Origin of the sequence: Streptomyces sp. NPDC058812 (assembly GCF_042744565.1) — a bacterium.
Lineage (GTDB): Bacteria > Actinomycetota > Actinomycetes > Streptomycetales > Streptomycetaceae > Streptomyces > Streptomyces thinghirensis.
Map to the genome: position 1 here is coordinate 78,021 of NZ_JBHYOB010000015.1, position 13,282 is coordinate 91,302.

General features: G+C 74.3%; 12 protein-coding genes. 4 read left to right on the plus strand and 8 right to left on the minus strand.

The features are described 5' to 3' along the window. Positions 1-57: 57 nt before the first annotated feature. From ACFW48_RS27380 to ACFW48_RS27390, 3 genes are read right to left on the minus strand one after another with little or no spacing between them, the layout of a single operon-like run. A complete protein-coding gene (locus tag ACFW48_RS27380; RefSeq protein WP_386318809.1) occupies positions 58-714 on the minus strand; it encodes a hypothetical protein in 657 nt (218 codons plus the stop codon). 55 nt (positions 715-769) lie between these two features. Further along, positions 770-1,369 carry a histidine phosphatase family protein gene (locus ACFW48_RS27385; RefSeq protein WP_386318811.1) on the minus strand — a complete coding sequence of 200 codons (600 nt, stop codon included), beginning with the start codon at positions 1,367-1,369 and terminating at the stop codon, positions 770-772. 10 nt (positions 1,370-1,379) lie between these two features. Then, on the minus strand, positions 1,380-2,588 hold the full coding sequence (locus ACFW48_RS27390) for a pyridoxal phosphate-dependent aminotransferase (RefSeq protein WP_386318813.1): 1,209 nt from the start codon (positions 2,586-2,588) through the stop codon (positions 1,380-1,382). An 88-nt stretch (positions 2,589-2,676) separates the two neighbouring features. Here ACFW48_RS27390 and ACFW48_RS27395 point away from each other — a divergent pair, with 88 nt between their 5' ends. Beyond that, a complete protein-coding gene (locus ACFW48_RS27395) occupies positions 2,677-3,318 on the plus strand; it encodes a winged helix-turn-helix transcriptional regulator (protein ID WP_386318815.1) in 642 nt (213 codons plus the stop codon). Positions 3,319-3,420: 102 nt separating this feature from the next. Here ACFW48_RS27395 and ACFW48_RS27400 read toward each other — a convergent pair whose 3' ends face one another. The 4 genes from ACFW48_RS27400 to ACFW48_RS27415 all read right to left on the minus strand — a co-directional run bounded on the left by ACFW48_RS27400 (position 3,421) and on the right by ACFW48_RS27415 (position 7,396). Beyond that, positions 3,421-4,242 (minus strand): hypothetical protein, encoded by an 822-nt coding sequence (locus ACFW48_RS27400; protein ID WP_386318816.1) that lies wholly within the window; start codon positions 4,240-4,242, stop codon positions 3,421-3,423. Then, positions 4,242-5,510 (minus strand): VWA domain-containing protein, encoded by a 1,269-nt coding sequence (locus tag ACFW48_RS27405; RefSeq protein ID WP_386318818.1) that lies wholly within the window; start codon positions 5,508-5,510, stop codon positions 4,242-4,244. Before ACFW48_RS27405 ends, ACFW48_RS27400 begins: the two co-directional genes overlap by 1 nt. A 77-nt stretch (positions 5,511-5,587) precedes the next feature. After that, on the minus strand, positions 5,588-5,839 hold the full coding sequence (locus tag ACFW48_RS27410; protein ID WP_386318820.1) for a hypothetical protein: 252 nt from the start codon (positions 5,837-5,839) through the stop codon (positions 5,588-5,590). Between the two features lie 42 nt (positions 5,840-5,881). Further along, the gene (locus tag ACFW48_RS27415) at positions 5,882-7,396 is read right to left on the minus strand and encodes an IucA/IucC family protein (protein ID WP_386318822.1); all 1,515 of its coding nucleotides are present in this window, start codon (positions 7,394-7,396) and stop codon (positions 5,882-5,884) included. Between the two features lie 103 nt (positions 7,397-7,499). Between ACFW48_RS27415 and ACFW48_RS27420 the strand changes: the two genes are divergently transcribed. After that, positions 7,500-9,035 carry an IucA/IucC family protein gene (locus ACFW48_RS27420; RefSeq protein WP_386318824.1) on the plus strand — a complete coding sequence of 512 codons (1,536 nt, stop codon included), beginning with the start codon at positions 7,500-7,502 and terminating at the stop codon, positions 9,033-9,035. Here ACFW48_RS27420 and ACFW48_RS27425 read toward each other — a convergent pair. Further along, on the minus strand, positions 8,999-10,297 hold the full coding sequence (locus ACFW48_RS27425; protein WP_386318825.1) for a PucR family transcriptional regulator: 1,299 nt from the start codon (positions 10,295-10,297) through the stop codon (positions 8,999-9,001). The two genes, ACFW48_RS27420 and ACFW48_RS27425, sit on opposite strands and share 37 nt — an antisense overlap. A 128-nt stretch (positions 10,298-10,425) precedes the next feature. Between ACFW48_RS27425 and ACFW48_RS27430 the strand changes: the two genes are divergently transcribed. Together ACFW48_RS27430 and ACFW48_RS27435 are read left to right on the plus strand one after the other, a co-directional pair. Beyond that, the gene (locus ACFW48_RS27430) at positions 10,426-11,844 is read left to right on the plus strand and encodes an alkyl sulfatase dimerization domain-containing protein (RefSeq protein ID WP_386318827.1); all 1,419 of its coding nucleotides are present in this window, start codon (positions 10,426-10,428) and stop codon (positions 11,842-11,844) included. Beyond that, a complete protein-coding gene (locus tag ACFW48_RS27435; RefSeq protein WP_386318829.1) occupies positions 11,837-13,270 on the plus strand; it encodes an amidase in 1,434 nt (477 codons plus the stop codon). Before ACFW48_RS27430 ends, ACFW48_RS27435 begins: the two co-directional genes overlap by 8 nt. The last annotated feature ends 12 nt before the right edge of the window (positions 13,271-13,282 follow it).

A 13,282-nucleotide genomic window follows, 5' to 3' on the forward strand; every position in this document is an offset into this window, starting at 1 on the left:
CGCTGCTGCCTCTCCTCGTGGACATGCTGACGCCCGATCCTGGCACGGACGCGGCCGTCACACCTTGCGCGGGGACGCCAGCAGATAGCGCACCCTGGTCCGTGGCTCCGTGTACTCACCGACCTGCCAGCCCGCGCCCTCCAGGGTGGCCCCGCAGCCCCGCAGCGCGGTGCCGTCGGGCTCGTACACGGCGACGGCCTCCGGCTGCGGTGTCGCGCGCACCCGGTACCCGTCGCCGCCGTCCGGACCGGCCGGACGGTGTCCCGCCGCCTCCAGGGCGAGCGCGGCGGCCTGCACAAGATGTGTCCGCTCCCACCCGCAGGGCCGGTCCGTGCTCCCGTCGGAACGCGTCATCCGGCGCAGCTCCAGCAGCCCCTGCCAGGCGCCGCGCACCTCACGCAGCCGCGCCGGCCCGGCGTCGCCCGGCCCGGCGTCCTCCCCGCCCACCCGCGCGGCGAACACCCCACCGGCGGTCGGCGCGGCGGGCGGTGCCGCGGGCTCGGTCGTCGCCGGTGTCCGAGGCTCGGCGGGGGACTCCCGTATCCGATGCCCGGCCGGCGTCAGGAAGTGGTCGTGCGGCGGGCGCGGGTGCCGGAAGGCGAGCCCTCGCTTCACCAGCGCCGCGAGCTGCGCCTCCGTCCCCTTCAGACGCCCGGTCGCGGGGTCGGCGGCGTCGATGACACGCCGCTGCGCGGCGGTGGGCGACAGTGCCACGGCGTCCTCCCTCCCTCACTGGTGACGCCTTCGGAGACGGCGTCTTCTCAGCAGGCTAGGACGGAGGTCTGACATTCCACGCGGCGATCACCGGCCGCCCGTGCTCGGTACCCAGCCGGCACAGCGTCCCCGTGCCCAGCTGGAACAGGGCGCCGTCCGATGCCGGAAGCCCCAGGTGCCGCGCGGTCAACACCCGCAGGAAGTGCCCGTGTGCCACCAGCACCACGCACCCCTCGGTGTTCGCGAACGCGGCCTCCACCTTGGCCAGCACCCGGTCGGCCCGCTCCCCGACCTGCTCCGGAGTCTCCCCGGGGTGGCCCGGGGGCCCGGACGTGACCCCGTCCGTGAACAGGAACCAGTCCGGCCGGCTCCGGTGGATCTCGACCGTGGTGATCCCCTCGTACCCGCCGTAGTCCCACTCGTGCAGGTCCGGCTCGATCCGCACCTCGTGCAGACCGATCAGCTCCGCCGTCTCCCGGGCCCGCTGGAACGGGCTGACGAAAGCGGCCCCGATCCGGTGCGACCGGATCAACGGCACCAGACCGCGCGCCTGCTCCCGGCCGTGCTCGGTCAGCGGAACGTCCGTCAGCCCGGTGTGCCGTCCGGATCGCGACCACTCGGTCTCACCGTGCCGGACCAGAAAGAGATCACCCATGCCGCCCAGGCTACTGCCGGTACCCGCCCAGGAACCGTCCGATCCGCCCGATGGCGGCCTCCAGGTCGTCGGCGTGGGGCAGGGTCAGGATGCGGAAGTGGTCGGGGGAGGGCCAGTTGAAGCCGGTGCCCTGGACCACCTGGATCTTCTCCCTCAGCAGCAGGTCCAGGACGAACCGCTCGTCGTCGTGGATCTTGTGCACCTTGGGGTCGATACGCGGGAACGCGTACAGCGCGCCCTTCGGCTTCACGCACGACACACCCGGGATCTCGTTCAGCTTCTCCCAGGCCACGTCCCGCTGCTCGCGCAGGCGTCCGCCCGGAGCCGTCAGCTCGCGGATCGACTGGCGGCCGCCGAGCGCCGCCTGGATGGCGTACTGGGCGGGCGCGTTGGCGCACAGACGCATGGAGGCCAGCATGGTCAGGCCCTCCAGGTAGTCGCGCGCGTGCTGCCGCGGTCCCGTGACCACCAGCCAGCCGGAGCGGAAGCCCGCCACCCGGTAGGTCTTGGACAGGCCGCAGAAGGTCAGGACCACCAGGTCGGGGGCGAGCGCGGCGGCCGAGTGGTGCACGGCGTCGTCGTACAGGATCTGGTCGTAGATCTCGTCGGCGAAGACCATCAGGCCGTGGCGGCGGGCGAGGTCGAGGATGCCCTCGACGATCTCCTTGGGGTAGACGGCGCCGGTAGGGTTGTTGGGATTGATGATGACGACCGCCTTGGTGCGGTCGGTGATCTTGGACTCCATGTCGGCCAGGTCCGGGTACCAGTCCGCCTGCTCGTCGCACAGGTAGTGGACCGCCTTGCCGCCCGCGAGGGTCGTCACCGCCGTCCAGAGGGGGAAGTCGGGGGCGGGGATCAGGATCTCGTCGCCGTCCTCCAGCAGGGCCTGTACGGCCATGGAGACCAGCTCGGAGACGCCGTTGCCGAGGAAGACGTCGTCCACGTCGACCTCCAGGCCGAGGGCCTGGTAGCGCTGGGCGACGGCTCGGCGGGCGGAGAGGATGCCGCGCGAGTCGGTGTATCCGTGCGCCCGCGGCAGCATGCGGATCATGTCCTGGAGGATCTCCTCCGGCGCCTCGAAACCGAAGAGCGCCGGGTTGCCGGTGTTCAGGCGCAGCACGCTGTGCCCCGCCTCCTCCAGCGCGTTGGCCTGCTCGATGACCGGGCCGCGGATCTCGTAACAGACCTCGCTGAGCTTGTTCGACTGCCGGAACTCCATTGCGGCGCTTCCCCTCCGGTATCTGGTGTTGCTTGGTTTTACCAAGTAGGAGCTTGGAAAGTCCAACAACTTGTCTACACTGCGTCGCATGTCACCTCGCCGAAGCTACGACCAGTACTGTTCCGCCGCCCGCGCGCTCGACGCCGTCGGCGACCGCTGGACCCTGCTGATCGTCCGGGAGTTGCTCGCCGGTCCGCGGCGCTACACCGACCTGCACGCCGACCTGCCCGGCGTCAGCACGGACGTACTCGCCTCGCGGCTGAAGGACATGGAGCGCGACGGGCTGACGACCCGGCGCCGGCTGCCCCCGCCCGGAGCGGCGTACGTCTACGAACTGACCCCTCGCGGGCGCGAGTTGCTGCCGGTGCTGGAGGCCCTCGGCACGTGGGGCGCCGGCGAGCTGGGGGAGCGGAGGCCGACGGACGCCCTGCGGGCGCACTGGTTCGCGCTCCCCCTGCTGCGGGCCCTGCGGGAGGCCGGGGTGGAGGAGGGGCTCGTCGAGGTCCGGCTCGATGAGGGGGACTTCCATCTCCACGCGGGCGGGGCCGGGGAAGGCCCCGTGTACGGCGACGGGTCCGCGCCGGGGGAGCCCGACGCCCTGCTCGTGCTGGACGCCGGGACCTGCGCCGCGCTCAGTCGTGGGGAGTTCGGCCTGCGGGACGCTGTGCGGGACGGCCGCGTGGCGGTGACCGGTGACGGAACGGCGGCCAAGGCACTCCGGGAGGGGTGATACGGCGGAAGGGGCACGGCTGAAGGGGCACGGCTGAAGGCCCGCCGGGGACGGGCCTTCAGGGGGACGGGCCTTCAGGGGGACGGGCCTTCCGGGGAGGCGTCAGACGCCCGGCGGCACCCGCCCCGGCCGTCCCCGTCCCGCCCCGCGGGTCAGCGCGTATCCGCCGATGCCCGCCAGCGCGGCCAGCACGCCGCCGATCCCGGTCCACACCCACCGGTCGGACCACCAGCCGGAGGACCAGCCGTCATCGGGCTCGATCGCGGACAGCACGGCGCCGCGGTCCGAATCCTCCCCGCCCGCACCGGAGTCCGCGCCGGACGTCATCGCCACACCCGGCACCAGCGGCTCGGCCAGCGAACCGTCCACCGCGGCCGCCCCGCCCATGTCCTTGGAGTCCACCCTGACCTCGGCGCCGACCGGGACACCGAGGTCGGACGTCGGCAGGTCCACCGCCGTCAGCCGGACGTAGTACGTCCCCGGCAGCGGATCATTGGCCCACGGCTCCGACCAGGCACGGACCGTGCGCAGCACGCAGGCCAGCTCCACCGAGGAGGTGCCCGCCGCGGCGGTACGGGACTGCGCGCCGTACTGACAGGCCTGGCGGCGGCGCAGACCGTCGTACACGTCGATCCGCCACGTCTCGGCCGCGTGCGTCTCGGGCAGCTTCACCGTGGCCTTGACGGTGGGGCGCTGCCCGGCGTCGGCCGGGAACGACCAGTACAGGTAGTCACCGGCGGAGCCGTTCGCCGTGGCCTGCTGCCCCTGCTCGATCTCGGTCGCCGTACGGAAGGCCGTGCCCGCCTCGGTCGGCGCGCCGCCGTCGTCCGACGGGCTCGCGGAGGGCGAGGAGTCGGCCGCCGCGGGGGACGCGGCGAGACCGAGCAACAGCGCCGCGGAGCCCAACACTCGGGTGAAACGCATCAGTTGGTCCTCCAGACCGCGAACCGCCAGCGCGAGAGCCAGCCCCACAGCAGACCGGCGAGGAACCCGGCCAGGATCAGCGCACCGAGCAGCCACCAGCCGCGCCCGAGGCCGAAGGAGGCCACGTCGCCGGCGTCGCTCGGACCGTCCACGACGTCGACGGTCAGCTCCAGCGGCAGCCCGGGCGTGGTCTTCACACCGGCGGCGACGGAGAAGGAGTTGGTGACCTGGAGACACACGGTCTCGGCAGGGGCGTCGTCCTCCTCGTCGCTCTCCGCCTTCGGATACCGCAGCCCCGTGGAGAGCACATCGGTGCGGCCGTCGCCGGCCGCCTCGCCGCGCACGATCTCCCGGCCGTGCACGGTCACCGCCCGCAGCAGCACCCCGTAGGAGGGGTTCACGGCGCGGTCGGCACCCACGCTCACCGAGGCGCGCAGCTCCTGGCCCGGCTCCACGTCCACCCGGTACCAGCGCTGCCGGCCGAACTCCTCGCGGTCGGTGTACAGCCCCGACTTCAGCGTCGGCGCCTTCGCGCACGCGTCCGCGCCCTCGGTGGCGACCGGAGTCACCACCGGGTCGGCCGCGCGGTCCACCAACTGGTTGACCTTGTCGGTGAGTTCGTCGGTGTGCTCGACCGAGGTGTATGTCCCGCCGGTCGCCTCGGCGATGCAGCTGAGCTGCTGCCGCATCTTGGCGTTGGGGACCAGGCCCAGCGTGTCGATGGTCAGTCCGATGCCCTTGGCGGCGATCTCCCGGGCCACCTCGCACGGGTCGAGCGGGGCGCAGGTGTCCTCGCCGTCACTGATCAGCACGATGCGCTTGGAACCGTCGCCGCCGTCGAGGTCGTCGGCCGCCTCGAGCAGCGCGGGGCCGATCGGCGTCCAGCCGGTGGGTGCCAGCGTCGCCACCGCCGTCTTGGCCTCGGTGCGGTCCAGCGGGCCGACCGGGTAGAGCTGCGCGGTGTCCTTGCAGCCGGTCTTGCGGTCGTCGCCCGGGTAGTCGGCGCCCAGGGTCCGGATCCCGAGGCGCACCTCCTCGGGCGTCGCGTCGAGCACCTCGTTGAACGCCTGCTTCGCCGCGGCCATCCGGGTACCGCCGTCGATGTCCCGCGTCCGCATCGAACCGCTGACGTCGAGCACCAGATTGACCTTCGGCGCGTCCTCGCCCGTGGGTTCACCGGCGGCCGCTCCGGCCGGGAAGGCGATCCCGGCCGTCAGCGCGGCGAGCAGGGCACAGGCACCCGCCGCCAGCCGTGTTCTTGTGATCATCGGCGGATCTTATTGATCAAAGGTGCCGGGCTCCAAAACGACGGGTGGCCGGCGCCGGACACGCGGCGGACGCACCGTCAGTCCGTACCGCCGTTCCCCTCGGCGGGCGTGAACAGCCCCGCCGGCCGGGCCCGGTGCGCGCACCGGCCGGTGTCCGGGTGGAGTTCGCAGAGGGGGACCACCGCCGCGGGGTGCGCGGAGATCTCCTCCGCCGGCTCCCGCGCGAGGTTCCGCTCACCGGTCGCACCCGGGTCGCCGAAGCCGCGAACGGCCTCCCGGTGCGGGCCGCGGGTGGCGGGGAGGTGTCCGGGGGCAGGCGCGTTGATCACGACCTGGCTCGCGTTGATGAGACTGCTCAGCCGATCAGCCGATCAGCCGTCAGTTCGTGGCCGTGCCGTCAGGGGACCGGGAAGCACGGTCCAGATGTCGCCCGTACGCCCCGGGGTCAGCCGCATCACCGTCAACGCCTTCACCGGTAGGGACTCCGCGCACAGCGCGCTCAGATCCCCGGTGTGCGGCAGCTCCCGTACCGCCCCTTCCAGCGCCGCGCCCAGCGCCGCCCCCGATCCCGCCGTCGCCGCCAGCGCGCCACCCACCAGCGAGCCGAACAGCTTGCGGCGCAGGGTGGTCGCGTCGTCGGTGAGCATGCGGGCGGGCAGCTCGGGGGCCGGGACGCCGTGCCGTGCGAGGCGGGCCGGGCTGACGCGGATGTCGGCCAGGTCGCGGTAGACCAGGCGCAGCGGATCGCCCGCCGGGGACAGCACGACGAGGAGGTTCTGGCCGTGTGCCTCCAGGGCCACGCCCAGTTCCAGCGTACGCAGACCGACGGTGAGCGCGAGACGTGCGAAGGAGGCCAGCCACGCCGGGGAGCGGGGCAGCTCGGTGGTCGCCAGCGCGGCCACCGGTACGACGTACTCGCCCGGGTCCGCGTACACCCGCGGCGACTCGCGCAGTACGGCGGCCAGGTCGGGGGAGTGGGCGGTGGCCGCCCCCAGCGTGCGGGTCACGTGCAGCAGGCCGTCCGTGCGGGCCGCCAGATCCTCGCCGAACGACGACAGGGTCGCCGACGCGGCGATCGAGGCGATCGAGATGTCCCGCACGGAGGACGTCAGCCGGGTGCTCAGCGCGGTCTTGACGTGCGGTCCGCCGGGCACGGCGAGCGTGCGCAGGGACATCAGCGGGTGGGCGGCGAGCTGGTCGTCGCACGGTCGCTTGAGCACGTGCGCGGCCTGCCACGGGTGCACGGGCAGCAGTACGTCCGCCCCGTCGCGCAGCTCCCGCGGCCACCCGCCCGTCATCAGGCACTCGGCCGCCGGAACCGGCACCAGCCTCAGCCCCACCACCGGCCCGTGCTCGGGCCCGTACGCGAGCTGCTCCGCCACCGAGAAGCCCGGTCGGGAACGGCAGCCGGGGTGGTACGGATGCCCGTCGACCACCCGCTGCTCCCAGGCCCAGTCACTGTCCGGCCACTCGTCCGGGTGATTCTCCCGCCCCGCCCGCGACAGCGCCAACGACGCGGCACTGTGCCCGAGTTCGGCGGCGAACCCCGCGGAGTGCGGCACGGCGAGGTCCGCCATCAGCCGCGCCGGATCGCCGTACGGGACCTCGTCGAGCCGTACGACGCGGACGTAACCGTCCGTGCGGTACGGGTCGGCGGCCGGACCGGCCAGTCGGCGGCCGTCCCGAAGACGCAGGACCAGTCCCTCCCGGGCGGGCTCCCGGCCGGCGATCCACGGCAGGGGTTCATGGGCGAACGCCCGCCACAGCCGGGACAGCACGGCCGCGCGGGCGCCGGGCAGCTCGGCCGTGAACCGGGCGACCAGACCGGGGCGGACGGCCGCCAGCTCGTCGGCTACCTCGGCCTCTGCGCTGGGGGGACGATGCACGGGCGGGCTCCTCGGGTACGAGTAGGACGTCACGGCACGGGGGCGACGACAGACATACTGATCGTCCCCGCCATCTCCGCCATGGACAGACCGTAGGGAACGAGTGGAACGCGTGGATCTCCTGCCCCCGCCCACCGGCGCCGACGCCGCCTCCCCGGACGACGTCGCGGAACGCGCCGACGCCCATGCGGCGGTGCCGCTGCTGAACTGCCTGCTGCGCGAGGTCGCCGAACCGCTGCCGGGCCCCGGCACCCGGCCGGTGTACCGGCTGCCCGGCGGCAGACTGCTGCGCGTACGCGGAGGCCGGCGACCCGCAGAGCCGGAGGTGCGTGCGGCGGGCGGCTGGCACCGCGTCGGCCACACCGAGCTGGTGAAACTCGTCGCGGAGGAGCTGCGCCGGCACACGGGTCTGCCCAACCACGAACTGCCCACCGAGATGACCGACAGCCGGGACGCGGTGGCCGCGCTGCTGACGGCACGCGCGCGGGCGACCCCGTCGGGGGACCCGTATCTCCGCTCCGAGCAGTCCCTGCTCACCGGCCACACCCACCACCCCGCCCCCAAGGCGCGCGGCGGTGGCCCGCACGCGGGCTGGCTGCCGTACGCGCCCGAGGCGCACGCCCGCTTCACGCTGCCGCTGCTCGGCGTGCGCGAGGACACCGTCGTCGACGAGGGCGACACCGCCGCCCTGGACGCCCTGGGCGAGGCCCCGCCCGGGTACCGGCTGCTCCCGGCCCACCCCTGGCAGCTCGACCTGACCGGAACCGCCCTGGCCCCGGCCTTCGCCGACGGCCGTCTCGTCCGGCTGGGCACGACGGGCTTCGCCACCTGGCCGACGGCCGCGATCCGCACGGTGTACGCCCCCGAGTACCTTCCGGGGCGCGACCTGTTCCTGAAGTTCAGCCTCGACGTGCGCATCACCAACGACGTCCGCCGCCTGTGGCGCCACGACCTGATGAGACTGCGCCGCACCGACACGGCGGTCACCGAGGCCTTCGCCGCCATCGGGTCCCCGGCGGCCTGGCTCGGCGACCGCGGCTACCGCACCGCGGACTTCGCCTTCGAGGAACTGGCCGTCGTGGTCCGCGACGGACTGCGGGACCGCGTCCTGCCCGGCGCGACCCCGCTGCTCGCCGCCGCACTGGTGGAGGACTTCCCCGGCAGCCCCGCTGCGGTCACCACCGACCCCGCGCGCTGGTGGGCGGCGTACCTCGACGCCGTCGTCCCGCCCGTGCTGACCGCCTTCGCCGACGACGGGGTGGTCCTGGAGGCCCACCTGCAGAACACGCTGGTCGCGGTGGACGCCGACGGCACACCGGTGCAGGCCCTCTTCCGGGACGCTGAGGGCGTCAGGCTCCTGCCGGACACGCCCCGCGCGGCCGGCTGGGAGCGGCTGGTGTACTGCCTGGTCGTCAACCACCTGCTGGAGCTCGCCGGGGTGCTGGCCGAGCACCACCGGGGGTTCGACCCCCGCCCCGCCCTCCGCGCCGCCCTCGCCCGCCACGACCTGCCCGAGATCCCGGCCCTGCTCGCCGCGCCCACCCTCCCCGCCAAGACCAACCTGCTGCTGCGCTGGACCGGCGCAGACGGGGCCGACGCCCGCTACCGGCCGCTGCCCAACCCGCTGCTCGGGACGTGAGGCACCTCGCGCAGCAGTGTGGCGGCCAGGACGAGGGCGGCTCCGTGGTCGGTGGTGACGTCGACGCCGGTCAGGGCGGTGAAGCGGGACAGGCGGTTGTCGACGGTGTTGGGGTGGACGCCCAGTTCGCGGGCGGTGGCCCGGCGGTTGCGGGCCAGCCGTAGGTGGACCCGCACGGTGTCGGTCAGCTCGGGGCGCTCGGCCACCGGGTCGAGGAGCGCGGCGATGTGCGGGGCGCTGTCGCCCGGGCGGGAGAGGTGGTACTCCAGCAGCACGTCGGACAGCCGGTGCACGCCGGGGGGCCGGCCGCAGGCCACGGCGACGGTCAGCACCCGGTCCGCGGTACGGGCCGCCGACGCAACCTCGGCCGGTCCCGCCGCCGCGACCAGAGCGCCGTGTGGGCACCGGCCGCCGAGGGCCACGCCGAGCGCCCGTCCGAGGTCGGCAGTGTCGTACGGGCCGGGCAGCAGGGCGCGGACCCTGGTCCCGTCGACGGCCAGGGGGACGTCCGCCCCCAGGGCCCGGTGCAGGGCCAGACGCGTACGCCGCTCGGCACGACGGCTCGCGACGGCACCGCCACTGCCGCTGCTGCCGCCCGCCGCGCTGCCGCCTGCCGTGCCGCCGCCCGCGCTGCCACCCGCGCTGCCACCCGCTGCGCCGCCGTCACCGTCGTCCGGGAGGAGGACGACCAGCACGCCGATCTCTTCCGCCCCGGCGAGCACTCCCAGGTCGCGGGGGCCGGCCGAGGGCGTTCCCTCCAGCAGGGCCCGGGCGAGTGACTCCCGGGCCCGCCGACCCTCGTCCGACAGCACCGTCCGCGCCCGCAGATAACCGCGGGTGAGGGTGCCCACCACCTGCTCCTGCGCGTCGAGGAGGGCGTGCAGGAGTTCGGCGAGCGCGGCCTCCTCGCCCGGACGCGCCGTCTCCCGCAGCAGCCGGGCGATGACCTGCGCGCCGCGCAGATAGGCGCTGAGCAGCAGGTCGAGTGGCATGCCCTCCTCCGCCCGCTGCTCGGCCCGCTCCTCGAACAGCGAACGCGTCGCCGGCTCCGGGGCCCGCTCCCCGCCCTGGACACCGTGCCCGAGGAAGCCGCGCAGACCGTGCCGTACCGTCGCGGCGATCTCCAGGTCCTTCATGTCGCCGGGGAGCGCGGCGTAGCCGGGCAGGCTCTCGAAGTCGCCGCGCGCGGCCTGCCGGGCCACCTCGTTGACCCGGCGCAGGCAGCGGTCGGCCAGGGCGCGGGCGGCGTCGGACGGGTGCACCCCAGGACTGTGACAAGTCACAGGGCGGTACGGCAAGACCTGTGACGAAGGCCGCTACTGACGGTGCGCGCCCGGAGCGCACACTCGTGCGCACGTCACAGCACGCAGTACCGGAACGGAGAGAGCCCATGGCCACACCGTCTGTCGATCCCCTGGCATACAGCGAGTACGTCGACCGCGTCTGGTGGGGTGAGGACGACCTCACCGCGCACCTGTCGGGGGCCTTCGCCGCCGAGGGGCTGATCCCGGTCGGGGAGCGCACCGGCCTGTTCGCCGCGTTCGCCAACGTCTTCGCCTTCGACACCGGGGACGGGCTGGTCCTCGTCGACTCCGGTGACGTGCGGACGGCCGACGCGCTGCACACGGCCGTACGGGCCTTCCGCGGCCCCCAGGTGCCGGTGCGGTCGGTGGTGTTCACCCATGGCCACGTCGACCACGTCTTCGGGGTGGGCGGCTTCGACGCGGACGCCGAACGCGAGGGCGGCGAGCGGCCCACGGTGATCGCCCACGAGGCGGTGGCCGACCGGTTCGACCGGTACGTCGCCACGGCCGGGTACAATACGCAGGCGAACCGGCGGCAGTTCGGCGTACCGACCCTCCAGTGGCCGACCCGCTACCGCTACCCGGACCTCACCTACCGGGACAGGCACACCCTCCGCCAGGGAGACCTGACGTTCGAGCTGGTGCACGCGCGGGGCGAGACCGACGACCACACCTACGTGTGGATACCGGAGCTGTCCACACTGTGCACCGGCGACCTGTTCATCTGGCACGCGCCCAACGCGGGCAACCCGCAGAAGGTGCAGCGTCACCCCGAGGAGTGGGCGGCGGCCCTGCGCCGCATGGCGGAGCTGGGCGCCGAGGTGCTGCTGCCGGGGCACGGCGTACCGGTGTTCGGGGCCGACCGGGTGCGGCAGGCGCTCGGCGAGACGGCCGAGCTGCTGGAGACGCTGTGCGAGCAGACCCGCACGCTGATGAACGAAGGGCTGCGGCTCGACGAGGTGGTCCAGCGGGTGCGGCTGCCCGAGGAGCTGCTCGCCCGCCCCTATCTGCGCCCCGCCTACGACGAGCCGGAGTTCGTGGTGCGCAACCTGTGGCGCCTGTGGGGCGGTTGGTACGACCAGAACCCCGCGCACCTCAAGCCCGCGCCGGACGCCGCCGTCGCCCGGGAGTTCGCGGAGCTGGCCGGCGGCGCGCAGAAGCTCGCCGACCGGGCCCGCGCGCTGTCCGCCCGTGGCGAGTTGCGGCTGGCCGCCCATCTCGCGGAGGCAGCGGCCCTCGCGGAACCCGGGGACCGGTCGGTGGCCGCCGCCCGCGCCGAGGTGTACGCGGCCCGCGCCGCCGCCGAGACCTCGATCATGGCACGCGGCATCTTCGCCTGGGCGGCGGCCGAGTCCGCCGCCGTGGCGCACCGCACCGACGTGACCACTGAGCTGACCCGCTCACCGGAGGGCCGCCGCCGCGCCGAAGGTGTGATCAGCGTGGGGCTGACGCCCGCCGAGACCGCCGCCGTCCGCGCGGCCGGCGGGGAGGCGCGGGGTGAGTGACGAGGATCTGGCCTACCTCCCGGCCGTGGCGGCGCTGCGGCTGTTCGCGCGGCGGGAGTTGTCCCCCGTCGAGCTGATGCGGGCGGTCATCGCCCGTGCCGAGCGCACCGAGCCGGTCGTGAACGCCCTCGCCGAGCGCCTCTTCGACGAGGCGCTGGACGGGGCGCGCGAGGCGGAGGCACGGTACGCGCCCGGCGCGCGCCGCCCGCCCCGGCCGCTGGAGGGTCTGCCGGTGGCCGCCAAGGAACTGCACGCCATGACCGGACGCCCGCTGACCAACGGTTCGCTGCTGCCGTCCGGCGACCCGCCGACGGAGAACGCGCCGGTGATCGACCGGGTGCTGGAGGCTGGCGGCATCATCCACGCCCGCACCACGCAGCCGGAGTTCGGCGTGAGCACGTACACGCACTCCCGGCTGTGGGGCGTCACCCGCAACCCCTGGCAGCCCGAGTACAGCCCCGGCGGCTCCTCGGGCGGCGCGGCGGCCTCGCTCGCGGCGGGCTCGACGACGCTGGCCACCGCCTCGGACATCGGCGGCTCCATCCGCATCCCGGCCGCGTTCACGGGCCTGGTGGGGTTCAAGCCGCCCCACGGCCGGGTGGCCGCCGCCGGGATCGGCGGCGCGGACACCTACCGTGCGGACGGTCCGATGGCCCGCACGGTGGCGGACTGCGCCCTGCTCCAGAACGTGCTGTGCGGCCCCGACTCGCGCGACCACCACGCGCTGCGCCCGGCCTACGTGCTGCCGGACTCCTCCCCGCCGGTGACGGGGATGCGCCTCGCGCTGTGCGTGCGGCTCGGCGACTACCAGGTGCACCCGGAGGTGGAGAAGAACACGCGGGCCGCGGCCGCCGCCCTCGCCGGGGCCGGGGCGGTCGTGGAGGAGATCACCCTGCCGTGGACGGTGGAGCGCCTCCTGCACGCCGTCGCCCCGCACTTCGCCACCCGCCAGGGCGCCGCCATGACGGAACTCGCCGACGCGCACGCCGACCTGCTGATGCCGTACACGCTGCGGTACGCCGAGCAGATGCGGGAGGTGCGCGAGCGGGCCGACCTGCTGTACGGGCTGCGCGGTCAGGTCGCCCTGCAACGGGAACTGGCCGAGGCGACGGCCGGTTTCGACGCCCTGGTGTGCCCGACGACGACCGTGCCGGTGTTCCGCGCCGGGGACGACATGCTCGACGGCTGCGTCCTGGACGGCACCGACTACGGGCCGTGGAACGTGCTGAGCATGACCCTGCCGTTCAACATGGCGGGCAACTGCCCGGTGCTGACCGTGCCGAGCGGCTGGTCGTCGTACGGCGTGCCCACCGGCGTGCAGATCGTCGGGCGGACCTTCGACGACGCCACGGCCTTCCGGGTCGGCCGCGCCCTGGAGGAGCTGATGCCCGACCCGTTCGCGCCGGAGCGGCGGCCCCGCCTGTAGGAGCGGGACCGG

Coding starts and splice junctions, on each gene's coding strand:
- ACFW48_RS27395 (WP_386318815.1), top strand. CDS start 2,677: ATGTCACCTCGCCGAAGCTACGACCAGTACTGTTCCGCCGCCCGCGCG.
- ACFW48_RS27405 (WP_386318818.1), bottom strand. CDS start 5,510: ATGATCACAAGAACACGGCTGGCGGCGGGTGCCTGTGCCCTGCTCGCC.
- ACFW48_RS27390 (WP_386318813.1), bottom strand. CDS start 2,588: ATGGAGTTCCGGCAGTCGAACAAGCTCAGCGAGGTCTGTTACGAGATC.
- ACFW48_RS27385 (WP_386318811.1), bottom strand. CDS start 1,369: ATGGGTGATCTCTTTCTGGTCCGGCACGGTGAGACCGAGTGGTCGCGA.
- ACFW48_RS27430 (WP_386318827.1), top strand. CDS start 10,426: ATGGCCACACCGTCTGTCGATCCCCTGGCATACAGCGAGTACGTCGAC.
- ACFW48_RS27400 (WP_386318816.1), bottom strand. CDS start 4,242: ATGCGTTTCACCCGAGTGTTGGGCTCCGCGGCGCTGTTGCTCGGTCTC.